The sequence below is a fragment of the Ruegeria sp. O5 genome, assembly GCF_056535105.1.
This window is the reverse complement of record NZ_JBQERN010000001.1, coordinates 886,032-908,100: the sequence shown is the minus strand read 5'-3', so window position 1 is coordinate 908,100 and position 22,069 is coordinate 886,032. Positions and strand designations below refer to the sequence as shown.

Here is a 22,069-nt window from a genome sequence, read left to right as displayed (position 1 = left end):
CGGCGGCAGAGACGATGTTCTCGGACGCAATCAGCTCGATCTCGTCGCGCTGACGACCCAGCTCAGACCGGATCGAGCCAAAAAGCTCAGGATCGCGGTCCGACAAGGACTGGGTGAAAAATCCGGTGTCACGAAGATTGGCGTTCATTGGCGCTCCACATGGCTGGGTATAAATCTTGCGGATTTCCTATCGGAAACGCCACATTCGCAAAAGGCTTAAAGCGACGATTTGGCCTGCTGCGGCGTCAAGACTGGCCTATTGGGGAAAGGTATGTTTGTTTCGGAACCAAATGTGCAACACCGGAAACCACAAAACATGAAAAAGAGAATCGCCTTTCTCGCCAGTGAGGTCAAAGTGGCGCAAACAGCGCGTGACACCCTGGTGACCAAATATGGTAATGTGGCACCTCGGGACGCAGATGTAGTGGTTGCATTGGGCGGCGACGGCTTCATGTTGCACACTTTGTACAATGTGCAGCATCTCGATACTCCGGTTTACGGGATGAATCGCGGCACGATCGGCTTTCTGATGAATGAGTATCACGAAGACGATCTGATGGCGCGGCTGGAGGATGCCGAGGAAGAGGTTATCAACCCGTTGGCCATGCAAGCGATGGACCAATCTGGAAAACTGCACGAGGCGCTGGCGATCAACGAAGTGTCATTGCTACGCGCCGGTCCTCAGGCAGCAAGGCTCAAGATCAGCGTAGACGGCCGGGTACGCATGGCCGAACTGGTCTGTGACGGGGCATTGCTTGCCACGCCTGCGGGATCGACCGCCTATAACTATTCCGCGCATGGGCCGATTGTTCCGATTGGTGCTGACGTTCTGGCCCTGACACCCATCGCAGCGTTTCGCCCACGGCGGTGGCGTGGTGCCTTGTTGCCGAAAATGGCGAAAGTCAGGTTCGATGTGGTCGAAGCTGACAAGCGCCCGGTCATCGTGGCCGCCGATTCCGTTTCTTTCCCGGATATCGACTGGGTTGAGATCAGGTCGGAACCAGCCATTGCGCACCGTATCCTTTTCGACCCCGGCCATGGGTTGGAAGAACGTCTAATATCCGAACAATTCACGTAAAATAGGCCATCCCCAAATTTTTCTCACGCCTGTGTGAAGCAGTTCACAGGAATTCCCTTAATGATTGGCTAATGTGAACTTGTCCGGAGAACACGCCAAGGTGGGAGTGAGTGGCCACCTAAACGGTGTTTTCGAATGGTTGCGCAGATTTTGCGCTGGCGAGGGTGGGTGGTGCTACGCTCGTCATCAGAAATCCGGGCTTATTTTAGCAGCTGGACCCCGGGCACAATGACCCGGGGTCTATTTTTTGTTACATGTGATCCCAAAGCGGGAAACACATCTGTCCCACGCGAGCTTCTATCGCGGCGGCGGCATCCACGGCCAAATCCTCGCGCCAGCGCTGTGCCGCGATCTGTACATTGATAGGTTGAGGCCCTTTGGGAAGGTTGGCCAATCGTGACGGAACGCAGGCTGCAGGCAGTCCCAGAAAGTTCATCGCATAGGAATAGACAGCGCATCCCAGAACATCATGCACGCCTTCCGCGCCTTCGGTGTCCCGGTCGGGTTTGAAAAATGGCTGTGGCAGGAAAGGGGACAAGACCAGCGGGTAGTCCTGCATAAACAGGGACCATTCACGGGCATAATAGCTGCGCTTGGCCAGCATCCGGACCAATTCTGTTTCAACGATGGGCGGGAATTCCTGAAAGTAGACGTCAAAGATGTCGCGGATGGTTTTGGAACCAGCGGCTTCAATGTCAGATTTCATCAGGGTCAGCACTTCGCCCATCAAGGTCCGGTACCCGATCCGGCCACATTCAAAGACATCGGGTGGATCGACCTCTTCAACGTCGTACCCTGCATCGACCAGCGCATCGCGCGCAGTGTCGAGGGCTTTTTCGACCTCGGGGTGCAGCGCATAGCCGAAGGTGTTCTTGGTGAATGCCACCTTGATCGGCTGGTCAAAACGCTCACCGCGCCAGGGCATTGGTACGTGGAACGGATCCCGCGCATCGGTGGCGATCAGGCTGGGCATGGACAGGTGTAGATCCGCAGCCGACCGAGTGATCAGGCCCTGAACCGACATTGATTGCGCCAGCAATCCGCGTTCGGCCTTCTGACTTGGGTTCCACGCGGGAACGCGTCCCAACCCCGGTTTTACCGTAACCGCTCCGATGGCGGCTGCCGGAAAGCGCAGGCTGCCGCCAATATCGTTGCCATGGGCCAGCGCACCGACACCTACCATCACGGCGGCAGCAGCGCCACCGGATGATCCCCCGGGTGAAATGTGCCGTCCCCACGGGTTGAACGTGCGCCCATGCAGGGGGTTGTCGGTGTCGGCCCTGAAGGAAAACTCGGGTGTATTCGTTCGCCCGATCACAATGGCCCCCGCTTTTTGCAAGTTGCTGACCACCGGCGCGTCATCCGGTGCGATTACGTCCTTCAGCGCAATGACACCGTTGGTGGTGGCGTGGCCTTTCTGATCGACATTCACCTTGATTGTTACAGGAACACCATGCAGCGGGCCGGTCGGCTGACCACTCCGCCGTGCAGCATCTAGCGACTGCGCGCGTTCCAGGGCCTCGGTGCGCAAGTCTTCGACGACCGCGTTCAGCGCGGGGTTCACCGCGTCCATGCGATCAATCGAGGCCTGTACCGCCTCGGTCGCGCTCAGATCGCCGCGTCGGGTTAAGGTGGTCAGCTCTGTGGCGCTGAGACGCCAGATATCGGTATGTGTCATGGGCCCTCACTGTCTTACAGCGACAGTAGGGGCCCAGATTCAGGTTGCAAGGGCGGACATGACATGGGCGGCCTGTGCCGCCCGATGGTTACTTGGCGTAACCAATTGTCTGCAACGCTTCCTTGATCTCATCAAGGATGGCAGGATCATCAATTGTTGCAGGCATTTTGTAGTCCTGACCGTCTGCAATCGACACCATCGTACCACGCAGGATCTTACCGGAACGGGTCTTGGGTAACCTGTCGACGACAACAGCCAGTTTGAAGGCGGCCACCGGCCCGATTTTTTCCCGAACCATTTTGACGACTTCCTGAACCACATCGCCATGATCCCGTGTGGCACCAGCATTCAGGCACAGGAAGCCAACCGGCATCTGTCCCTTCAGCTGGTCCGAAACACCGATCACCGCGCATTCTGCCACATCTGGGTGGGCGGCCAGCACTTCTTCCATCCCACCTGTCGACAAGCGATGGCCGGCAACGTTGATGACGTCATCGGTGCGCGCCATGATGTAGAGGTACCCGTCTTCGTCAATCATCCCGGCATCGCCGGTTTCGTAATATCCGGGGAAGTGTTCAAGATAAGATTTCTTGAACCGTGCTTCGGCATTCCACAGTGTTGGCAAGGTGCCTGGGGGCAGGGGCAATTTAACCGCGATGGCACCCAGTTCACCGGCCTTCATCGGGTGACCGCCTTCATCCAGAATTTGCACGTCATAACCCGGCATCGGTTTTGCGGGCGAGCCCAGCTTGACCGGAAGCTCTTCGATACCCAGCGGGTTCCCGGCAATGGCCCAGCCGGTTTCGGTTTGCCACCAATGGTCGATCACCGGAACCTTCAGCGCGTTTTGTGCCCAGATAATTGTGTCAGGGTCGGCGCGTTCGCCTGCCAGATAGAGGGCCTGTAGATGAGACAGATCGTATTTGCCAATCAATTCGCCTTTGGGGTCTTCTCGTTTGACGGCGCGGATGGCCGTAGGTGCGGTGAAGAAGCTTTTGACCTTATGTTCCGAGATCACGCGCCAGAAGGTGCCAGCATCCGGGGTGCCGACTGGCTTGCCCTCGAACACAATTGTGGTGTTTCCGTGGATCAGGGGCGCGTAGCAGATATAGGAGTGCCCCACGACCCAGCCCACATCGGAGGCTGCCCAGAACACGTCGCCCGGATCGACGTTATAGACATTCTTCATCGTCCAGTTCAGTGCCACAAGGTGTCCGGCAGTGGGGCGCACGACCCCTTTGGGTGCACCCGTAGTGCCAGAGGTGTAAAGGATATAAGCCGGGTCATTGCCATCAACCGGCACGCATTCAGCCGGTTCGACACCGTATTGGAAACCGTGCCAGTTGAAATCGCGCCCTTCAATCAACTGGGCGACCTCTTGTTCCCGCTGGAAGATCACACAAAAATCAGGTTTGTGGTTGGCCAGCTCGATCGCACCGTCAAGCAGGGGCTTATAGTGTACCACGCGACCGGGTTCCATCCCACAGGACGCGGCGATGATTGCTTTGGGTTTGGCGTCGTCGATGCGCACGGCCAGTTCGTTACTGGCAAACCCGCCGAACACGACCGAATGCACGGCGCCGAGGCGGGCACAGGCCAGCATCGCCTCAAGCGCTTCAGGGATCATCGGCATGTAGATAATGACACGGTCACCTTTTTCGACACCCTTTGCGCGCAGCGCGCCGGCCAGAGTGGCCACGCGGTTGCGAAGCTCGACATAGGATATCTCGCGCTTGGTGTGGGTGATGGGACTGTCATAGATGATGGCGGTTTGTTCACCGCGCCCGTTTTCCACATGACGGTCTACGGCATTCCAACAGGTATTGACCCGCGCGTCGCTGAACCATTCGTACAAGGGCGCATTGTCGTCGAACAGTGCTTTGCTGGGGGCCTTGACCCAATCGATCCCTTTTGCAGCGTTCATCCAGAACGCTTCGGGGTCGGTTTTCCAGCTGTCATAAACGTCCTGATACGCCATCTTGTCCTCCTCACAACGGCTTGGACATTGTGTTAGGTCGCAGAAAACAACCGGGCAAGCGCGACGCATGACGACGCGTCAGTTTATCGCAAAAAATTTGCAGATCGGCAAAAAACGACTTGCAAATTTTTGCAAAATTACAGTTGAAGCACAGTTTTTGTCGCAGCAATAGAAAGTTTTGCAAAATTGCAAACTATTGCGTGCAAATATTGTGCCGTTCCGAGAATCAGCTCAACCAGCCGTTTTGGCGTAACGTGGCAGCTTGTCCTGAAGGTTCAGCCAGGGCAGGTGGTCGGCGTGGAACACGTGAAACTGTGGCGGCAGGGTCTCCGGGTTGTCCAGCGTTGCGGTGTAAAGATGAATGTTCACCGTATCGCGCGCTGTGCGATAGGCCATCTGGGTTCCGCAGTTGCCGCAAAACAGACGTTCAACCCCTTCCGATGAGCGATAGATCTTTGGTGCCTGACCCAACCATCTGACCGCCTCATGCGGCAGCCCGAAAAAAGCCGTGACCGGCGCGGCGCAGTTTCGCCTGCAATCTGAACAGTGGCAATAACAGCTCCACGCGGCTTGGGCATCGCTTTCCCAATGCACGGCGTTGCAGTGGCAATGTCCTTTCATGCGCTTCCCCCCCCCTGTTGGCAGGGGCGCCAGCAAGGCTGCCCCCGGTTAACCGTAATGCGCCACGGGTGTTCCTGCAATCGCCGCCATGTTCAGCAGACCGCGCGCGGTGATGGATGGAGTAACAATATGGGCCTTGTTGCCCATGCCCATCAGGATCGGGCCAACTTCAATCCCGTCCGCCTTCATCTTCAGAATATTGCGTACGCCACTGGCAGCATCTGCGTGGGCGAATATCAGAACGTTGGCCGCCCCCTCTAGTCGCGACGCTGGGAAGATACGCGCCCGCAGGTCTGCATCCAAAGCCGCATCCAGATTCATTTCGCCTTCGTAGACAAAATCGCGCGGCTGCCGATCAAGGATTTCAAGCGCCGCCCGCAGCCGTTTGCCTGATCCTTCAGCCTGATTGCCGAATTGCGACTGCGAACAGAAGGCGATCTTGGGCTCGATCCCGAACCGGCGAACATGTCGCGCGGCGCCAATGGTGGTTTCGGCCAATTCTTCCGGCGACGGCAATTGCCGGACATGCGTATCGGCAATGAACAGGGGGCCATCTTCCAGGATCATCAGGGACAACGCTCCATGCGGGCGCAGTTTGCTGTCGTCCAACACCTGTTCGACATAGTTCAGGTGCCAGCGGAATTCACCAAATGTGCCGCAGATCATGCTGTCCGCTTCGCCACGATGCACCATGATCGCACCAATGGCCGTTGTGTTGGTGCGCATGATCGCCTTGGCCAGATCCGGCGTCACACCGCGGCGCTGCATGATTTGGTGGTAGGAAGTCCAGTAATCGTAATAGCGCGGGTCGTTCTCCGGGTTAACGATCTGACAGTCCTTGCCCGGACGAATGGTCAGCCCCAGCTTTTCACATCTGGTTTCGATCACATCGGGTCGCCCGATCAGAATTGGTGTTTCCGTCGTCTCTTCGAGAATGGCCTGCGCGGCCCTCAAAACCCTTTCATCTTCACCCTCGGCAAAAACGATGCGACGGGATGCGACGGCCGCGGCCTCGAACACAGGACGCATCAGAAGGGCTGATTTGAAGACCGACTGGTTGAGCTTTTCCTTATAGGCTTCAAGGTCCTCGATAGGGCGTTTTGCAACACCGCTTTCCATGGCGGCCTTGGCGACCGCCGAGGACACCACGCCCACAAGACGTGGGTCAAATGGTTTTGGGATCAGGTATTCGGGGCCAAAGGTCAGTTGCTCGCCCTTATAGGCAGCCGCCGCCTCGGCGCTTGTGGTCGCGCGCGCCATTTCAGCGATGCCATCCACGCAGGCAATCTGCATCGCGTCGTTGATCTCGGTCGCGCCGACATCCAGAGCACCCCGGAAGATAAACGGAAAGCACAGCACGTTATTGACTTGATTGGGAAAATCGCTGCGCCCCGTGGCGATGATTGCGTCTGGTGCTACTGCACGCGCGTCCTCTGGTAGAATTTCCGGCGTCGGGTTGGCCAGGGCGAAGATGATCGGGCGGCTGGCCATTTTCCGGACCATATCAGGCTTTAGAACATTTGGGCCGCTGAGACCCAGAAACAGGTCGGCCCCACCAATCACATCGTCCAGCGTCCGCAAATCCGACTTCTGCTCGAACTGTGACTTGTGCGGGTTCATGTCCTCGGCCCGTCCTTCGTAGACAAGCCCGTGAATGTCGCACAGCCATATGTTTTCGCGCTTCACACCCAGCTTCACCAGCATGGTCAGGCACGCGATCCCGGCAGCCCCGCCGCCGGTCGACACGACCTTGATGTCCTCAAATGACTTTCCGGCCACATGCAGCGCATTCTTGGCCGCAGCCCCGACCACAATGGCGGTTCCGTGCTGATCGTCATGGAAAACCGGGATGTTCATACGTTCACGGCAGAGTTTCTCGACGATGAAGCAATCGGGGGCCTTGATGTCTTCAAGGTTAATGGCGCCAAATGTTGGTTCAAGGGCACAGACGATATCCGCAAGCTTTTCGGGATCGGGCTGATCGACCTCGATATCAAAACAGTCAATACCTGCGAATTTCTTGAAAAGGACGGCCTTGCCTTCCATAACCGGCTTCGACGCGAGTGCCCCAATATTCCCCAGGCCAAGCACGGCGGTGCCGTTTGAAACCACGGCGACAAGATTGCCGCGCGCCGTGTAACGTTCCGCATTGGCTGCATCGGCCTTGATTTCAAGGCTTGCCTCGGCCACGCCAGGCGAATAGGCGCGGGCCAGATCGCGCCCGTTGGCCATCGGTTTGGTAGCCTTGATCTCAAGCTTTCCGGGTTTGGGAAATTCATGATATTCGAGCGCAGCTTGTCGCAGGCTGGGGGTGTCAGACATCGGCGATTCAGCTCCCATTGAGAATTTGATTTAGCCTTAAACTATTTTTTTGGACTTGGCTACGCTACGTAACTCTGCCGTGATGTCGCAACCGTGAATTCGGATTGATATTGTCTGAGTTCATTTTCGCCTTTTCACATTGTGACGACCAAGATCACTCTGGCAAGGCCGTTGTGACATTCAGAACTGATGACCCGGCTGGTAACGAACGAGGGATCATTAGGTTGGATGTTGGTTGCAGCGGTGTTGGGCGGTTGTCGTCACCCAGATTTGGTCGAGTTCATCACGCTGAACGGCGGAGTTTTACCTGTGATTATTGAAATGCGCTTCTTCGTTATGGAAGAAATGCCGGAGATGTTCTTTTCGATTGGCATTTTGACCTCTGTTCTGATCGGATGGCCAAAGTTGCAATTCGAAGAGAATACTGATGACCAAGACATCCGATCTGGCGAAAACGCACGCTGAGATTCGCCTGCCCACACAGGAAATTCGCGACGACATCCCTTTTTACACAAAAAAACTGGGGATGAAGATGGACATGATTTATCCCGCTGACGATCCGCGCGTCGCGGTGTTTTCGGGGCATGGCGTGCGGTTGCGCATTGAAAAAGACGCACCGGAAAGTCCGGGAACATTGCGTATCCTGACGGATGATCCGTCTGATTTCGCGGGTGGTGAACGCGTTCTTGTAGCCCCGAATGGCACCCGAATCGAAATTGAAGAACGAAATCCGCCACTGGTGATGCCAGAGACCGTGCATTCCTTTGTCGTGCGCAGGCTCAAGGACCAGGCCCCCTGGATCATTGGCCGGGCCGGGATGCACTATCGCGATCTGGTCCCGGATCGGCTGGGCGGGTCGATTATTGCCAGCCATATCCGCATTCCCGATGGTGGACCGGTTCCGGACATGGTGCATTTTCACAAGGTCGGGTTTCAGCTGATCTTTTGCATCCATGGCTGGGTGGATGTGGTCTATGAGGATCAGGGCGAGAAAATGCGTCTGACAGCGGGGGACTGCTTTATTCAACCTCCGGAAATCCGGCACCGCGTTCTCGAAGCATCTGATAATGTTCAGGTCATTGAGATCGGAGTGCCGGCTGAGCATGTCACAGAGATCGACCATGACATGACACTTCCCACTCCGCACATCCGCCCGGACCGCGAATGGCAGGGGCAACGCTTTGTCTATAATCAGGCCAAGGGTGCCGAGTGGATGCCCTTCCGCCTGCCGGGGTACATCTGCCGCGACACCACGATTGCCGAGAACACCAAGGGTGTCGCTGGGGTGCAGGTTGTGCGCAAAGGGTCGGGTGATCCGGAATGGGCCAGCCATGACACCGACATTCACTTTACCTTTGTGATGGACGGCGAGGTCACCCTGGAAGGCGAGGGGCGCGATCCCTACCGGCTGGAGCAAGGGGATGCTTTTGTCATCCCACCTGGGATGCGCACACGGTTGTCCGAGCCAACAGACAATATCGAATTGTTGGAAGTCACCTTACCCGGTACCTTCAACACAACGCTGGGTTAAGCGAAAAACATGGGTCAGGGGCTTCAAATTCCCCGCCTTAATACGTTAGCGTGCAAATTTCTGACCAGATGATCAAAAATGAGGATTCGCCATGTCGCTGAAAGACGCTGCCTTGTCTGTCCGGGAAAACGCCTACGCGCCATATTCGAACTTCAAAGTTGGCGCAGCGCTTCGGTCTTCTTCGGGTCATGTCTTTTCCGGGTGCAACGTCGAGAATGTGGCATATCCCGAGGGGACCTGCGCGGAAGCAGGTGCAATTGCCGCAATGGTGGCCGCGGGCGAGCAGGAACTGACCGAGGTCTACGTGGTTGCCTCCAGCCCTCAGCCTGTGCCGCCTTGCGGTGGATGCCGTCAGAAGCTGGCCGAGTTTGGCAAGCGCGATGTAAAGGTTACTCTGGCAACCGTCGATGGTGCGGAGTTTGAGACAACCATCGGAGATTTGCTGCCGGGTGCGTTCGACGCGTCGCACATGGAGGATGTCTGAACGCATGGACGCCCGTTCAATCATAGCCAAACTGCGCAGGCACGAAGTCCCAGGCCGCGACGAGCTTATCTGGTTCGCGCAAGGGTTGGCAGACGGCAGCGTCAGCGATGCGCAGGCCGGGGCGTTTGCCATGGCCGTCTGTATGGGCGGGCTGGGTCCTCAGGGGCGTGCGGACTTGACGATTGCGATGCGCGATAGCGGCGATGTTCTCGGTTGGGATGTGGACGGGCCGGTGATCGACAAGCACTCGACCGGTGGGGTCGGGGACTGCGTCAGCCTTGTGCTGGCTCCGGCGCTGGCGGAATGTGGTGCTTATGTGCCGATGATCTCGGGTCGGGGCTTGGGGCACACGGGTGGAACATTGGACAAGCTCGAGGCGATTCCGGGGGTCAGCACTCAGATCGGTCAGGACCGACTTGCGCAGATATTGCGCGAAACGGGCGCGGCCATCGTTGGCGCGACGGGCCAGATTGCACCGGCGGACAAGCGGCTTTATGCAGTGCGGGATGTAACGGCAACAGTCGAAAGTCTGGATTTGATCACAGCGTCGATCCTGTCCAAAAAGCTGGCGGCCAGCCCGGATGCGTTGGTTCTTGACGTCAAGGTCGGTAGCGGTGCCTTTATGAAAACAATTGAGGATGCCCGCAAGCTGGCCACAGCATTGACCGAGACTGCGAACGCGGCCGGGTGCCGGACTTCGGCGGTGATCACGGACATGAACCAACCTTTGGCCCCGGCGCTGGGCAATGCACTGGAGGTCGCGGAAGTGATGAAGGTTCTGACCGGTCCTGGCGGGTCGCCATTGGTGGACATTTCTGCCGAGTTGGGCGGCGTCCTGCTGGCCGATGCAGGCATGTGCATCTCGGTCGAGGAGGGGCGTGAGCAGATCGCCAAGATCATCCGTGACGGTCGCGCCGCCGAACGGTTTGGCCGCATGATGGCAGCGGTTGGTGGTCCTGTGAAATTCGTCGATACCTGGACCCGTTTCCTGCCTGAGGCGAGCGTTATTCAGGAGGTTCCTGCCCCCGAAGACGGTTACATCTCCGCCATCGACGGAGAGGCGCTGGGCCTTGCGGTCGTCGCACTGGGTGGCGGCCGCCAGGTCGAAAGTGATGAGATCGATCCGGCAGTTGGAATATCCAACATCCTCAGGCTGGGGGATCGTGTTTCAAAAGGTTCACCCATTGCCGTGGTCCACGCTGCACGGGAAAACGCTGCACGGCGGGCAGCGGAAACTGTGCTGAGTGCGATGACAATCAGCGATACAGTTCCAAAGCTGCCCGATCTGATCCACGAAAGGATCAGCGTATGAGCCGAGCGTTTCTTGTCGTCATGGATTCCGTTGGAATAGGCGGGGCACCTGATGCAGACCGGTTTTTCAACGGTGATGTTCCGGATGCCGGGGCAAACACGCTGGCCCATATCGCCCAAGCCTGCGCGGAAGGCCGCGCAGTAGATGGGCGCACCGGCCCGTTGCACCTGCCCAACCTGGACGCGCTGGGTTTGGGCGCGGCTGTGCGGCTGGCGTCTGGAGACGCCACTCCGGGCCTCGATGCCGAACCTGCTGGACTATGGGGCTGCGCGCGTGAGCATTCACCGGGTAAGGACACGCCCTCAGGCCACTGGGAACTGGCGGGCCTGCCGGTGCCTTGGGATTGGCATTACTTTCCAAACACGGTTCCGGCTTTTCCAGCGGAACTGAGCCGTGCGGCAGCCGAAGCTGCCGGGACCGAAGGCATTCTTGGAGACTGCCACGCGTCGGGGACAGCGATCATAGCCGAACTGGGGGCCGAACATATGCGCACCGGTTGGCCGATCTGCTACACATCCGCTGACAGTGTGTTTCAGATCGCGGCCCATGAGGAAAGCTTTGGGCTTGAGCGGTTGCTGGACATGTGCCGCGCGCTTGCTCCGCGATTGCACCAGATGAAAGTGGGGCGTGTCATCGCGCGCCCCTTTGTCGGTACGCCTGAGACGGGGTTCGAACGGACGACCAATCGCAAGGATTTCGCCATTCTGCCCCCGGCACCGGTGCTGACCAACTGGGTGCAGGATGCAGGGCGACGGGTTCATGCAGTGGGCAAGATCGGCGACATCTTCTCGATGCAGGGGATCGACACGCTGCGCAAAGGGTCGGATGCCCAGCTGATGCAGCACCTGTCTGATCTTGTGGACGAGGCGGAAGAGGGTAGTCTGACCTTCGCCAACTTTGTCGAATTTGACAGCCTTTATGGGCATCGCCGCGACATCAGCGGCTATGCCCGAGCGTTGGAATGGTTTGACCGCGAGATCGGGGGTATCCTGAAGAAACTTCGACCAGGCGATCTGTTGCTGTTAACAGCTGATCATGGCAATGACCCAAGCTGGACCGGAACAGATCACACCCGTGAACAGGTTCCGGTTCTGATTGCGGGGCAGGGTACCGGACAAATCGGGCAAGTAGATTTTACCGATATTGCGGCCAGCATTGCCCATCATCTGAACATTCCGGCGCAAGGGCCGGGAAGGAACTTTTTATGAGCGTTGCAGACCTGCCCAAAATTGAACTGCATCTTCACCACGAAGGCGCGGCACCTCCGGCCTTCATCCGCCAGCTTGCCCACGAAAAACGCGTTGACCTGAGCGGTATCTTCAAGCCAGACGGATCTTATGATTTTCGTGATTTCGCGCATTTCCTGAGCGTGTACGAAGCCGCTTGCGAAGTTCTGAAAACGCCCGAAGACTTCCGGCGGCTGACATTGGCCATTCTTGAGGAAAGCGCTGAAAATGGCGTGGTTTATTCCGAGACCTTCCTCAGCCCTGATTTTTGCGGCGGTGGCGACCTGCATGCGTGGCGGGATTATCTGAATGCCATTCAGGATGCGGCAGACGAAGCCGAGCGTAAATTCGATATCACCTTGCGCGGTGTCGTTACCTGTGTCCGCCATTTTGGCCCCGAACAAGCCAGGCGGAGTGCCCATTGTGCGGCCGAGACCGCCGGAAACTGGATCACCGGTTTTGGCATGGGCGGCAACGAATCCATTGGCACGCAGGGTGACTTCAAATGGTCTTTCGAATGTGCCCGCGAAGCCGGGCTGCGCCTGACCACGCATGCGGGTGAGTTTGGCGGTCCTGACAGTGTGCGCGACGCTGTGCGCGATCTGGGGGTTGAGCGTATCGGGCACGGCGTCCGCGCCATCGAAGACCTTGAACTTGTTCGTGAACTGGTTGACCGGGATGTCACGCTTGAGGTGTGTCCGGGTTCGAATGTGGTTCTGGGTCTTTTCCCAGATTTTGCCGCCCACCCCATCGCGAAACTGCGCGATGCGGGCGTAAAGGTTACGATTTCCACCGACGATCCTCCGTTTTTTCACACGACCATGCGGCGGGAATATGAGATGTTGAACGCGGCGTTCGGCTGGGAGGCCGGGGATTTTGCGGCATTGAATGAGATGGCCCTGAACGCGGCCTTCTGTGATGATGACACCCGCGCGCGGGTCAAGAAAAGATTGGAGAACACATGAGCGAACACCTGACCGTCGTTGATCACCCGCTGGTGCAACACAAGCTGACGCTCATGCGGGACAAGGGCACCTCGACCGCCGGATTCCGGCAGTTGCTGCGCGAGATCACATTGCTTCTGGCTTACGAGGTCACGCGCGACATTCCCCTTACAACGCGAAATATCGAAACGCCGATGGAAGAAATGGACGCCCCCATACTGGCGGGTAAGAAAATGGCGCTGGTGTCGATCCTTCGCGCCGGAAACGGGATGCTGGACGGGGTGCTGGAACTTGTACCTTCGGCACGCGTCGGTTTCGTGGGGCTGTATCGCGACGAAGAAACGCTGAAACCCGTACAGTATTATTTCAAGGCCCCCGAAAGCCTGAAGGACCGTTTGGTCATTGCGGTGGATCCGATGCTGGCGACTGGTAACAGCTCGGCCGCGGCCATTGACCTGCTGAAACAGGCCGGGGCGACGGATATTCGCTTTCTGTGCCTGTTGGCGGCACCCGAAGGTGTCGCGCGGATGAAGGAAGCACACCCTGACGTTCGTATCGTCACGGCAGCGCTGGACCGCGAGTTGAACTCGAAAGGTTACATCATGCCCGGTCTGGGGGATGCCGGTGACCGGATGTTCGGAACCAAGTAACCCGGTTTATTCGCCGCAAATATTCTGTAGCCGGACCCAATCACGGTCCGGCAGCACCTGTTCCAGTGCCCTTCCCGCCATCGGATCTGCTTCGATCAGGCCAAGAACGGTTTCGCCGGTCACATCACGGGCATAGGCGTAGGGGGTTGAGGGAAGCGCGCTTTGCGAGAACATCGCCAGCAAGTCGTCGTCAGAAATGGCCGGACGAGGCTGCGACAGGACCTGCTCGGTATATGTGTCGATAATCTCGGGCGTCAGCCCGCCGGTTGTCAGAAGCCTGAAGGCCGAGGTCGCGCCGGTTCTGTCCAGAAGGTCATCCAGCGGGTCCCAATGCGCGGCCCGCGCCCGTTCCGCAATCACATAGCCCGCTGCAACGGCAGGATCTTCGTAATCCTCTACCAAAGCACGGCTTAGCAGGACCGTGCCGCCAGGAAGGCTGAGGCTGTCCTGAACGCCTGCTGGCAGAATGATGATCTGCCGTACGCCCGTGCGCCGGGCCAATTGTTCCAGTGAATCCCGTGCATCCCGCGACGTACAGGCCTGGCCCGAGACGCGCTCGATCCGATGCAGGATCATATCGCCGATCTCTTGCCGCTTGACCTGGGGCACGACCGAGACAACGTGGTTTTGCAGTGCACCCGGCAGCCAGAACAGCAACAGGGCCAGCACGGCGGCCACGACGCCTCCGACACTCAGCCAGCGCAAACGCCCCGGGTGGGGGCGGGACCGATCAATAGCGCGCTGCAATCGGTCGATCGCTTCAAGCATCGTGGTTTCGGATTCGGCCAGCTCAAGCGTTTCATCCGGATCACCGTCCGGGTTGAATATGGCCGGAAAGGAACCAGGGTTCTGGCGTTCAAGTGCTGCCAGCGACCAGTGGGTCAGCGCCCTGTCATTGAAATCGGAAATGGTCAGGGTGGCTTCACCGATAGACACCACAACCTCGCGCCGCTGTTCATCGGGCGAAGGGCGCCACAGACCGGTGGCTTCGATCCGCTGGTACTGTTTCAGGGCCGTCATCTGGGTGGGTCTGCTCGAATTTGTTTTGCTGCAGCTTAGCATGGTGAAATCGCAGGGCGCAAACCTGTTGCGCAGTCATTGCGAATTGTGCTGGATACCCGAAAGGATCGAGACTGTCGGTCCACGATCACAATCAGGACACGACTTCATGCAGGCGCATTCCTCATCTTCTGCTGTGCTGGCTTCGGCCCTGATGGTCAGTGCGATGGCAATTGTCGGCGTTATCGACAATGTTGTGATCCTATTGGCCGAAACCGTCGGGCTGTGGCAGTTTCATATGACCCGTGCGCTTTTGATGCTGCCGCTGATCGTCGGCCTGTCGTTTCTGGGGCTGGGTAGGCTGCGGCCTGTGCGATGGGGACCTGTCATTTTGCGCAGCGCCCTGATCACCACAGCAATGTTCTTTTATTTTGCATCCCTTGCCATGATGCCAATTGCGCAGGCGCTGGCAGGGTTGTTCACATCACCGATTTTTGTGCTGTTAATCTCCTCTCTGGTGCTCAGACAATCGATAGGGCCGTGGCGCATACTGGCCGTGCTGATTGGATTTACCGGCATCCTTCTGGTGTTGCAGCCAAACCCCAGCGATTTCGACCTGCGTACGTTGGTGCCTGTGGCCGCGGGGTTTTTCTATGCCTTCAGTTCGATCCTAACGCGTACGCATTGTTCGCGGGAAAGCACTGTGGCCATGCTGGCTGTCATGGTCATAACAATGGGTCTGGCCGGGGCGTTGGGGGTCACGTTCCTGACAATCTCGCCGGTTGTTACGGCAGACGGTGCCGAGGGGTTTGTTACGCGTGGGTGGGTCTGGGATATGGGGCCAGCCACACCGTGGTTGGTTACTCAGGCTGTCGGTTCAACAATCGCGGTTTTCATGCTGATCAAGGCATATCAAGTGGGTGAGCCGTCTTATGTGGCGGTGTTCGAGTATTCTGTCATGATCTTCGGCCCGCTCTTCGCATTTGTGGCCTTTGGGCAAACCATTGGCGTCTTTCAGATTTCGGGCATCCTTATGATTGCGGCAGCGGGTCTGTTGCTGGGGTGGCGCGCCAGTCGATCATCTGAACAGCAAAAAGTCGCCTGACGCGATTGGGCCGTATGCACGCCCAAGCCAGACCGTTTCGTTACTTCCGTATCCGGTGAAACGCCGTGGATTCGGTGGATCGACAAAAGGCATTCGTTTCAGAAATGGCAAAAATGTCTGATGAGAGTCCTGGAGTGTCCACGAAAACCATCGGCAATTACGCGGAATTGGTCAAAATTGGGCGCAAATATGTCTGAAATGTGACGGGCCGAATATTTGGTGTTAGCTCATTGGCATAAATGTTTTGTGCCAAAAGGGGGTAAGGCACGTGTCCGAAGTAACAAGTATTTCTGTTTATCTGGATCAGCTGCCAGAAGTTGATCGAACCAACAATAAACAGGCGGTAAATGCGCGCCGTGGCGGGTTTTTGCACGGCACCAAGATCGCCACGACTGCCGGGTGGAAGCCGGTCGAACGGATCACGGTGGGTGATCTGGTTAGAACCCTCGATCACGGGTTCAAAGAAGTACGGCGCATCTCGATAAGCGTTGTGGTCATTCCAGCCGATGAACGCCGGGTCGAGTTCCTGCCGGTCCTCGTGCCTGCCCGCGCCGCGTATAACGGGCGACCTGTCTGGTTGATGCCCGAACAGGGCATGGCGCTGAACCTGTCCCGGATCAACGCCAAGGCCGATGGACCTTCGGTGGTGCCAGCGCGTTTGCTGAACGGCGCCGGTCACCTGACGTCACAGGCACCGGGGTCGTCTTTTGAAGTGTTTTCTTTGTTCTTTGATGATGATCAGGTGATTTTTGTCGAGGGCGGATTGCAGGCCTATTGCCCGTCCGGTCGCTTCAACATGCGCGGTGCAACCACCGGAACACGGTACGATGTCGCGGCCGAAGAGGTCGCCTCCGACCTGATCCATTCACTTATAAGCAGGGGTGATATGTCGGCCCTTGCCAACCCATTGGGTGCGCTGCCTGCACCCATTCCCCAGGAACCGATATTTCCGATCCGCCCGCCATTTGGGGTCAGGCGACCGGGTCGACCGGGACGCCCAAGCGCGCCGGTTCTGTTCCTGCGGCCCGAATGGCAGATCTAACCAAACACTGACAAGAACGATGCGGGCGCATGGTGACATGCGCCCGCATCATTGGATTAAGCGGCCTTTGCTTCGGGGTTGAAGCGACCGTAGAAGCTCTGACCTTTTTCTGCCATCTCGCGCAGCAGTGGCGGGCAGGCAAAGCGTTCACCGTATGTCTCGGCCAATTGATCACAACGCTCGGCCGCATAGGGTGTGCCGATGATGTCCAGCCAGCTGAACGGACCACCCGACCACGGGGCAAAGCCCCAGCCCAGAATTGCACCGACATCGCCCTCGCGGATGTCTTCCAGAACACCCTCTTCCAGTGCGCGGACGGCTTCCAGAACCTGAGCAAACATCAGACGTTCCTGCACTTCGATCAGGTCAGGCTGGTCATCGGCAAGCGGATACTTGTCTTGCAGGCCCTTCCAGTATTCGACGCGCTTGCCCTTCTCGTCATAGTCGAAGAAACCGGCATTCGCCTTACGGCCCAGACGGCCCTGTTCCTCCATCCAGAAGATCAAATCGTCTGAGGGGCTTTCCGGATAGGCATCGCCCATCGCCGCCTTTGTCGCGCGGGCGATCTTTGCACCCAGATCAATCGAGGTTTCGTCGGTCAGCTGGATCGGACCGACCGGGAAGCCCAACTGCCGCGCGGCGTTGTCGATCAAAACGGGGCTGACGCCTTCAGTGACCATGCGCGCGCCTTCGTTGATATATGGAATGATGCAGCGGTTTGCGTAGAAGAAACGCGCATCGTTGACCACGATCGGGGTCTTGCGGATCTGACGCACATAGTCCAGCGCCTTGGCCACTGCACGATCCCCGGTTTCCTTGCCCTTGATGATCTCGACCAGGAACATCTTTTCGACCGGTGAGAAGAAGTGGATGCCGATGAACTGGTCAGCCCGAACCGAGGCTTTGGCCAGATCGCTGATCGGCAGGGTCGATGTGTTCGATGCAAAGATGCACTCTTCGGGGATGATCGCCTCAACCTTTTTGGTCATCTCAGCCTTGACGCCCATGTCTTCAAAGACCGCTTCGATGATCAGGTCACACCCTTTCAGGTTGTCCAGATCCGGCGTTGCTGTGATGCGACCCAGCATGGCCTCTTTTTTCTCAGCCGTGACCTTGCCGCGCTTCATGCCTTTGTCCAGATAGGTCTCGGTATAGGCTTTGCCTTTGTCGGCAGCCTCCTGATCGCGGTCGATCAGAACCACTTCCATACCGGCCTGCGCCGATACCAGAGCGATACCAGCCCCCATCATGCCTGCGCCCAGAACGCCGATCTTCTTGACGGACTGATCCGGAACGCCTGCAGGACGCACGGCACCTTTTTCCAGTGCTTCCTTGTTCAGGAACAGCGATCGGATCATCGCACCAGACGACGGGTTCATCAGCACGGACGTGAACCAGCGCGCTTCGATTTTCAGCGCGGTGTCGAAATCGACCAGAGCGCCTTCGTAAACCGCGCTCAGCAGAGCCTTGGCCGCCGGGAAGGCCCCTTGGGTTTTGCCATTCACCATCGCCGACGCGCCAACGAAGTTCATGAAGCCTGCGGGATGATAGGGGGCGCCACCGGGCATTTTATAACCCTTCGCGTCCCAAGGCTTGACCAGATCGGCGTCCTTGGCGCTCAGCACCCATTCCCTGGCTGCTGCCATTGGATCGGCTGCGATTTCGTCGATATAGCCTGCGCCCTTGGCTTTCTTGACGTCCAGCATTTTGCCTTCCAGCAACAGCGGAGCCGCCGCAATGGCGCCAACTTTGCGGACCATACGGGTGGTGCCGCCCGCGCCAGGGAAGATGCCGACCATGATCTCGGGCAGGCCGTACTTTGCCTTTGGGTTTTCGGCTGCAAAGATACGATGGGTAGACAGGGGCAGTTCCATACCGATGCCCGCAGCGGTCCCGGGCAGAACGGTAGCAATCGGCTTGCCGCCTTTCTTGGTCTTGGGGTCCATACCCGCCAGTTCGATCTTGCGCAGCAGGGCGTGCATTTTCATCGTGCCCTCGAACAGACCCTTGGCCGGATTGTCGCCCGCCTGTTCTTTCATCACCGCCAGCAGGTTCAGGTCCATGCCGCCTGCAAATGACCCTTCTTTGCCCGAAGTAACAATGATGCCTTTCACCTCATCGTCGGCCAGCGCCTGATCGATGCAATCGCTCAATTCTGCCAGCCCGTCAAAGGACATCACGTTCATGGTCTTCCCGGGCACGTCCCAGGTGATCGTGGCGACGCCGTCTGCGTCTTTGCTCAGAGTGAAATCAGTCATTGTCATCTCCAATCTGGTCAGCCGTCAGCGGGCTGCCATCCTTGCGGGTGAAGGAGAATCCGTTCTCATCAACCTTCACCATCATGTCCATGTCGCTGTAATAGCCGGTCTCGGTCGGGGTCCGTGTGCCCACCACCAGAAAGGTCATGGGCGCATCGGTGTTGTTCACAAGGTGATGGCCGTTGGCCTCACCTGCGGGCCAGGCGGCGCAATCGCCGGGCTGCATCTCGTGCTCGCCATCATCATCGACCAGCGTGCACGAGCCGCTGAGGATTATGGCAAACTCGTCCTGCTTCATGTGGTAATGGCGCAGCGATGACAGGCCCTGCGGATCCAGCCGCACGATGTTGACCCCGTATTGGGTCAGCCCGCCCGCATCGCCCACGCGCTGCGCAAAGCGACCTGTGGTCGCTTCGGCCAGCTTGCCGGGATAGGCCGAGCCGCCCTGAAACGGGATCTGAGAAAGATCCAGCTTAGGCATCAGACACGCTCGATAATGGTAGCCGCACCCATGCCGGATGCAATGCAAAGCGTGGCCAGACCGGTTTCCTTGTCCTGACGCTCAAGTTCATCCAGCAGCGTACCGATAATCATCGCACCCGTGGCACCCAGCGGGTGACCCATCGCGATCGAGCCACCGTTGACGTTGACCAGTGCGGGATCGACATCAAATGCCTGCTGGAACCGCAGCACGACCGAGGCGAAAGCTTCGTTCACTTCAAACAGGTCCAGATCGCTGATCTTCATGCCATTGTCGGCCAAAATCTTCTCGGTCACCGGAACCGGGCCAGTCAGCATGATGGTCGGATCAGTGCCAATCTTGGCGGTTGCTTTGATGCGGGCACGCGGCTTGAGGCCGTATTTCTCGCCAAATTCCTTGTTGCCGATCAGAACAGCAGCGGCTCCGTCCACGATGCCCGAGCTGTTGCCGGCGTGGTGGATGTGGTTCACGCGCTCAAGATGGGGGTATTTCAGCATCGCAACCTTGTCGAAGCCAGGCATCTGCTCGCCCATCATAGCGAACGACGGGTTCAGCGCACCGAGGCTCTGCATGTCAGTGCCGGGGCGCATGTATTCATCGCGGTCCAGAATGGTCAGGCCGTTCTGATCCTTGACGGTGATCACGGATTTCTCGAACCGGTTGTCGGCCCAGGCTTCCGCAGCACGTCTTTGCGATTCAACCGCCAGCGCATCCGCGTCATCACGGGTAAAGCCATACTCGGTCGCGATGATGTCGGCCGAGATTCCCTGAGGTACGAAATAGGTCTCCATCGCCAGCGAGGGGTCAACAGCGATTGCTGCACCGTCGCTGCCCATGGCCACGCGACCCATCATCTCGACACCGCCCGCAATATAGGCATCGCCTGCGCCGCCTTTCACCTGGTTTGCGGCCAGGTTCACGGCTTCCATGCCCGAGGCGCAGAAACGGTTGATCGCGAGACCCGGGATCGACTGGTCGAGGTCGGATGCCAGAACGGCCGAGCGCGCAAGACAGCCGCCTTGCTCCATCACTTGCGTGACGTTTCCCCAGATCACGTCTTCGACGGCGTGACCTTCCAGGTTGTTGCGCTCTTTCATCGCGTTCAGGGTCAGGGCGGACAGGCGCACCGAGGTTACCTCGTGCAGGCTGCCATCCTTGCGGCCCTTGCCGCGCGGCGTGCGCAGGGCGTCATAGATATAGGCTTCGGTCATGGGTCTTCTCCTCAAGCTCGATCCGACGGGTTGCCGGGCATCAGGTCATAGGGGTGTTTCCAGCCGGGCTGTTCGGACAAGCGGGTCAGCCAGGCGTCGATATGGGGCCAGTCGGCACGGTCAAAGCCAAATGGTTCAGGGTAATACAGATAACCACAGCAGCTAAGGTCGGCGTTGGTCACACCATCACCAACGATCCAGTCGCGACCATCCAGGTGGTTGTTCAGGATTTCATAAGCCGCCTTCAAACGTCCTTTATTGAATGCAATGACATCAGGGTTGCGGTGCTGCTCGGGTAGGAAATTGATCAGGAACCGCGTCAAACCTGCCATTGAGCTGAGTTTGTGATTGTCCCACAAAACCCAACGCAGAATATCGTAGTCTTCTTCCCGGTCCTTGCCACCGAACTTGCCGGATTTCTCCGTGACATAGGCCTGAATCGCACCGGATTGGCTAGTGTGAAAATCTCCATCGACCAGAACTGGTGCTTCACCCAACTCGTTTACGTCAGCACGATATTCCGGCGTGCGGGTTACACCTTTGAAGAAATCGACAAAGACCGGTTCCCACTCCAAACCGGACATTTCCAGAGCCAAAGCAGCCTTGTAGCTGTTTCCACTTTCTCCGAAGCAATGAAGTTTGATGGTCATGTGCTCGCCCCTCCCAAGGCGCATGTGGCTAGGCCGGATTTGAGTATTTTTGAAAAGATGAAGGGCAGTAGGTAACGTTTCATCAACCATCTTCGTATTCAGTGGTCGTGCGGTACAGGCTGGAGAGCCGATGACCGCAAAAGGTGAAGTCGTTCCTGTCCTGATGGCGAGTGTGCCCGGTGGCAGGGACGCATCGCCGCTTCATCTTTTCACAAATACTCCCGCCGGAGGCGTCCGGCATTCAAATTAAAGTCGCCGTTGAGTTTTCTCCGCAGCAGTTCACCTCTTCCGTGCCTCAAGTTCGGAATTGAAGATGCGCAGGCGGTGGGTCAGGTTCTCCTCATCAATCACGCTGTTGAAATTCTCGAACAAGAAAGACAGCGCCTCACCTTCGTCCAGACCGGCATCACGCGCGAACGCCTTGAGTTTGCGATACCCATCTTCAGTCATCGCAACCGGAAAGCGGCGGGTCAGGCGAAAACGTTTTGGCATTTGGTCT

The 22,069-nt window shown here is 57.8% G+C and carries 20 protein-coding genes and 1 pseudogene; 10 read left to right on the top strand and 11 right to left on the bottom strand.

The window, feature by feature from the left end; translation table 11 throughout:
* A pseudogene (gene glyA / locus ACR0M3_RS04520) lies at positions 1-148 on the bottom strand (serine hydroxymethyltransferase); the annotation flags it as partial.
* 123 nt (positions 149-271) lie between these two features.
* On the opposite strand from glyA, the gene ACR0M3_RS04515 reads away from it, so the two are divergent.
* Positions 272-1,078 (top strand): NAD kinase, encoded by an 807-nt coding sequence (locus ACR0M3_RS04515; protein ID WP_480484271.1) that lies wholly within the window; start codon positions 272-274, stop codon positions 1,076-1,078.
* A 250-nt stretch (positions 1,079-1,328) separates the two neighbouring features.
* On the opposite strand, the gene ACR0M3_RS04510 is transcribed toward ACR0M3_RS04515, so the two are convergent.
* The 4 genes from ACR0M3_RS04510 to ACR0M3_RS04495 form a co-directional block, all read right to left on the bottom strand.
* Positions 1,329-2,756, bottom strand: a complete 1,428-nt coding sequence (locus tag ACR0M3_RS04510; protein WP_480909837.1) for an amidase family protein — start codon at positions 2,754-2,756, stop codon at positions 1,329-1,331.
* 88 nt (positions 2,757-2,844) lie between these two features.
* Entirely contained in the window at positions 2,845-4,734 is a 1,890-nt protein-coding gene (prpE, locus tag ACR0M3_RS04505; protein ID WP_480585192.1) for a propionate-CoA ligase PrpE, read from the bottom strand.
* Positions 4,735-4,965: 231 nt separating this feature from the next.
* Entirely contained in the window at positions 4,966-5,355 is a 390-nt protein-coding gene (locus tag ACR0M3_RS04500; protein ID WP_480484268.1) for a GFA family protein, read from the bottom strand.
* Between the two features lie 48 nt (positions 5,356-5,403).
* On the bottom strand, positions 5,404-7,677 hold the full coding sequence (locus ACR0M3_RS04495) for an NADP-dependent malic enzyme (RefSeq protein ID WP_267365814.1): 2,274 nt from the start codon (positions 7,675-7,677) through the stop codon (positions 5,404-5,406).
* A 189-nt stretch (positions 7,678-7,866) separates the two neighbouring features.
* On the opposite strand from ACR0M3_RS04495, the gene ACR0M3_RS04490 reads away from it, so the two are divergent.
* The 7 genes from ACR0M3_RS04490 (at position 7,867) to upp (ending at position 13,824) form a co-directional block, all read left to right on the top strand.
* Positions 7,867-8,142, top strand: coding sequence for a hypothetical protein (locus tag ACR0M3_RS04490; RefSeq protein ID WP_267365812.1), 276 nt, complete (start codon positions 7,867-7,869; stop codon positions 8,140-8,142).
* Positions 8,105-9,208 (top strand): cupin domain-containing protein, encoded by a 1,104-nt coding sequence (locus ACR0M3_RS04485; RefSeq protein WP_480909836.1) that lies wholly within the window; start codon positions 8,105-8,107, stop codon positions 9,206-9,208. Before ACR0M3_RS04490 ends, ACR0M3_RS04485 begins: the two co-directional genes overlap by 38 nt.
* A gap of 91 nt (positions 9,209-9,299) precedes the next feature.
* A complete protein-coding gene (locus ACR0M3_RS04480) occupies positions 9,300-9,692 on the top strand; it encodes a cytidine deaminase (protein WP_267365809.1) in 393 nt (130 codons plus the stop codon).
* Positions 9,693-9,696: 4 nt separating this feature from the next.
* Positions 9,697-11,004, top strand: coding sequence for a thymidine phosphorylase (locus tag ACR0M3_RS04475; protein ID WP_480909835.1), 1,308 nt, complete (start codon positions 9,697-9,699; stop codon positions 11,002-11,004).
* Positions 11,001-12,212: a phosphopentomutase gene (locus ACR0M3_RS04470; RefSeq protein ID WP_480909834.1), complete on the top strand. Its 1,212-nt coding sequence runs from the start codon at positions 11,001-11,003 to the stop codon at positions 12,210-12,212. Before ACR0M3_RS04475 ends, ACR0M3_RS04470 begins: the two co-directional genes overlap by 4 nt.
* Positions 12,209-13,195 (top strand): adenosine deaminase, encoded by a 987-nt coding sequence (locus ACR0M3_RS04465; RefSeq protein ID WP_480504516.1) that lies wholly within the window; start codon positions 12,209-12,211, stop codon positions 13,193-13,195. The genes ACR0M3_RS04470 and ACR0M3_RS04465 overlap by 4 nt, the downstream gene beginning before the upstream one ends.
* Entirely contained in the window at positions 13,192-13,824 is a 633-nt protein-coding gene (gene upp / locus ACR0M3_RS04460) for a uracil phosphoribosyltransferase (protein WP_480484262.1), read from the top strand. Before ACR0M3_RS04465 ends, upp begins: the two co-directional genes overlap by 4 nt.
* Positions 13,825-13,830: 6 nt before the next feature.
* Here upp and ACR0M3_RS04455 read toward each other — a convergent pair whose 3' ends face one another.
* Positions 13,831-14,844 carry a hypothetical protein gene (locus ACR0M3_RS04455; RefSeq protein ID WP_267367575.1) on the bottom strand — a complete coding sequence of 338 codons (1,014 nt, stop codon included), beginning with the start codon at positions 14,842-14,844 and terminating at the stop codon, positions 13,831-13,833.
* Positions 14,845-14,992: 148 nt separating this feature from the next.
* On the opposite strand from ACR0M3_RS04455, the gene ACR0M3_RS04450 reads away from it, so the two are divergent.
* Together ACR0M3_RS04450 and ACR0M3_RS04445 are read left to right on the top strand one after the other, a co-directional pair.
* Complete coding sequence (locus ACR0M3_RS04450; RefSeq protein WP_480909833.1) at positions 14,993-15,928, top strand: DMT family transporter; 936 nt, start codon at positions 14,993-14,995, stop codon at positions 15,926-15,928.
* A 268-nt stretch (positions 15,929-16,196) separates the two neighbouring features.
* A complete protein-coding gene (locus ACR0M3_RS04445; RefSeq protein ID WP_480909832.1) occupies positions 16,197-16,970 on the top strand; it encodes a Hint domain-containing protein in 774 nt (257 codons plus the stop codon).
* Between the two features lie 56 nt (positions 16,971-17,026).
* Here the strand turns inward: ACR0M3_RS04445 and ACR0M3_RS04440 are convergent, their stop codons facing one another.
* The 5 genes from ACR0M3_RS04440 to ACR0M3_RS04420 all read right to left on the bottom strand — a co-directional run bounded on the left by ACR0M3_RS04440 (position 17,027) and on the right by ACR0M3_RS04420 (position 22,062).
* Positions 17,027-19,228, bottom strand: a complete 2,202-nt coding sequence (locus ACR0M3_RS04440) for a 3-hydroxyacyl-CoA dehydrogenase NAD-binding domain-containing protein (RefSeq protein ID WP_480909831.1) — start codon at positions 19,226-19,228, stop codon at positions 17,027-17,029.
* Positions 19,221-19,709, bottom strand: a complete 489-nt coding sequence (locus tag ACR0M3_RS04435; protein ID WP_267364657.1) for a cupin domain-containing protein — start codon at positions 19,707-19,709, stop codon at positions 19,221-19,223. Before ACR0M3_RS04435 ends, ACR0M3_RS04440 begins: the two co-directional genes overlap by 8 nt.
* On the bottom strand, positions 19,709-20,920 hold the full coding sequence (locus ACR0M3_RS04430; RefSeq protein WP_267364658.1) for an acetyl-CoA C-acetyltransferase: 1,212 nt from the start codon (positions 20,918-20,920) through the stop codon (positions 19,709-19,711). The genes ACR0M3_RS04435 and ACR0M3_RS04430 overlap by 1 nt, the downstream gene beginning before the upstream one ends.
* An 11-nt stretch (positions 20,921-20,931) precedes the next feature.
* Positions 20,932-21,570, bottom strand: a complete 639-nt coding sequence (locus tag ACR0M3_RS04425; RefSeq protein ID WP_480484256.1) for a glutathione S-transferase family protein — start codon at positions 21,568-21,570, stop codon at positions 20,932-20,934.
* A 279-nt stretch (positions 21,571-21,849) separates the two neighbouring features.
* On the bottom strand, positions 21,850-22,062 hold the full coding sequence (locus tag ACR0M3_RS04420) for a hypothetical protein (RefSeq protein ID WP_209503252.1): 213 nt from the start codon (positions 22,060-22,062) through the stop codon (positions 21,850-21,852).
* Positions 22,063-22,069 lie beyond the last annotated feature (7 nt).

What these genes read in the sequence shown, in the direction of transcription:
- ACR0M3_RS04435 (WP_267364657.1), bottom strand. Translation starts at nt 19,709, where the DNA reads ATGCCTAAGCTGGATCTTTCTCAGATCCCGTTTCAGGGCGGCTCGGCC.
- ACR0M3_RS04515 (WP_480484271.1), top strand. Translation starts at nt 272, where the DNA reads ATGTTTGTTTCGGAACCAAATGTGCAACACCGGAAACCACAAAACATG.
- ACR0M3_RS04440 (WP_480909831.1), bottom strand. Translation starts at nt 19,228, where the DNA reads ATGACTGATTTCACTCTGAGCAAAGACGCAGACGGCGTCGCCACGATC.
- ACR0M3_RS04510 (WP_480909837.1), bottom strand. Translation starts at nt 2,756, where the DNA reads ATGACACATACCGATATCTGGCGTCTCAGCGCCACAGAGCTGACCACC.
- ACR0M3_RS04470 (WP_480909834.1), top strand. Translation starts at nt 11,001, where the DNA reads ATGAGCCGAGCGTTTCTTGTCGTCATGGATTCCGTTGGAATAGGCGGG.
- ACR0M3_RS04425 (WP_480484256.1), bottom strand. Translation starts at nt 21,570, where the DNA reads ATGACCATCAAACTTCATTGCTTCGGAGAAAGTGGAAACAGCTACAAG.
- ACR0M3_RS04475 (WP_480909835.1), top strand. Translation starts at nt 9,697, where the DNA reads ATGGACGCCCGTTCAATCATAGCCAAACTGCGCAGGCACGAAGTCCCA.
- ACR0M3_RS04430 (WP_267364658.1), bottom strand. Translation starts at nt 20,920, where the DNA reads ATGACCGAAGCCTATATCTATGACGCCCTGCGCACGCCGCGCGGCAAG.
- ACR0M3_RS04500 (WP_480484268.1), bottom strand. Translation starts at nt 5,355, where the DNA reads ATGAAAGGACATTGCCACTGCAACGCCGTGCATTGGGAAAGCGATGCC.
- ACR0M3_RS04420 (WP_209503252.1), bottom strand. Translation starts at nt 22,062, where the DNA reads ATGCCAAAACGTTTTCGCCTGACCCGCCGCTTTCCGGTTGCGATGACT.
- ACR0M3_RS04490 (WP_267365812.1), top strand. Translation starts at nt 7,867, where the DNA reads ATGACCCGGCTGGTAACGAACGAGGGATCATTAGGTTGGATGTTGGTT.
- ACR0M3_RS04450 (WP_480909833.1), top strand. Translation starts at nt 14,993, where the DNA reads ATGCAGGCGCATTCCTCATCTTCTGCTGTGCTGGCTTCGGCCCTGATG.
- ACR0M3_RS04455 (WP_267367575.1), bottom strand. Translation starts at nt 14,844, where the DNA reads ATGACGGCCCTGAAACAGTACCAGCGGATCGAAGCCACCGGTCTGTGG.
- prpE (WP_480585192.1), bottom strand. Translation starts at nt 4,734, where the DNA reads ATGGCGTATCAGGACGTTTATGACAGCTGGAAAACCGACCCCGAAGCG.
- ACR0M3_RS04485 (WP_480909836.1), top strand. Translation starts at nt 8,105, where the DNA reads ATGACCAAGACATCCGATCTGGCGAAAACGCACGCTGAGATTCGCCTG.
- ACR0M3_RS04480 (WP_267365809.1), top strand. Translation starts at nt 9,300, where the DNA reads ATGTCGCTGAAAGACGCTGCCTTGTCTGTCCGGGAAAACGCCTACGCG.
- ACR0M3_RS04465 (WP_480504516.1), top strand. Translation starts at nt 12,209, where the DNA reads ATGAGCGTTGCAGACCTGCCCAAAATTGAACTGCATCTTCACCACGAA.
- ACR0M3_RS04495 (WP_267365814.1), bottom strand. Translation starts at nt 7,677, where the DNA reads ATGTCTGACACCCCCAGCCTGCGACAAGCTGCGCTCGAATATCATGAA.
- upp (WP_480484262.1), top strand. Translation starts at nt 13,192, where the DNA reads ATGAGCGAACACCTGACCGTCGTTGATCACCCGCTGGTGCAACACAAG.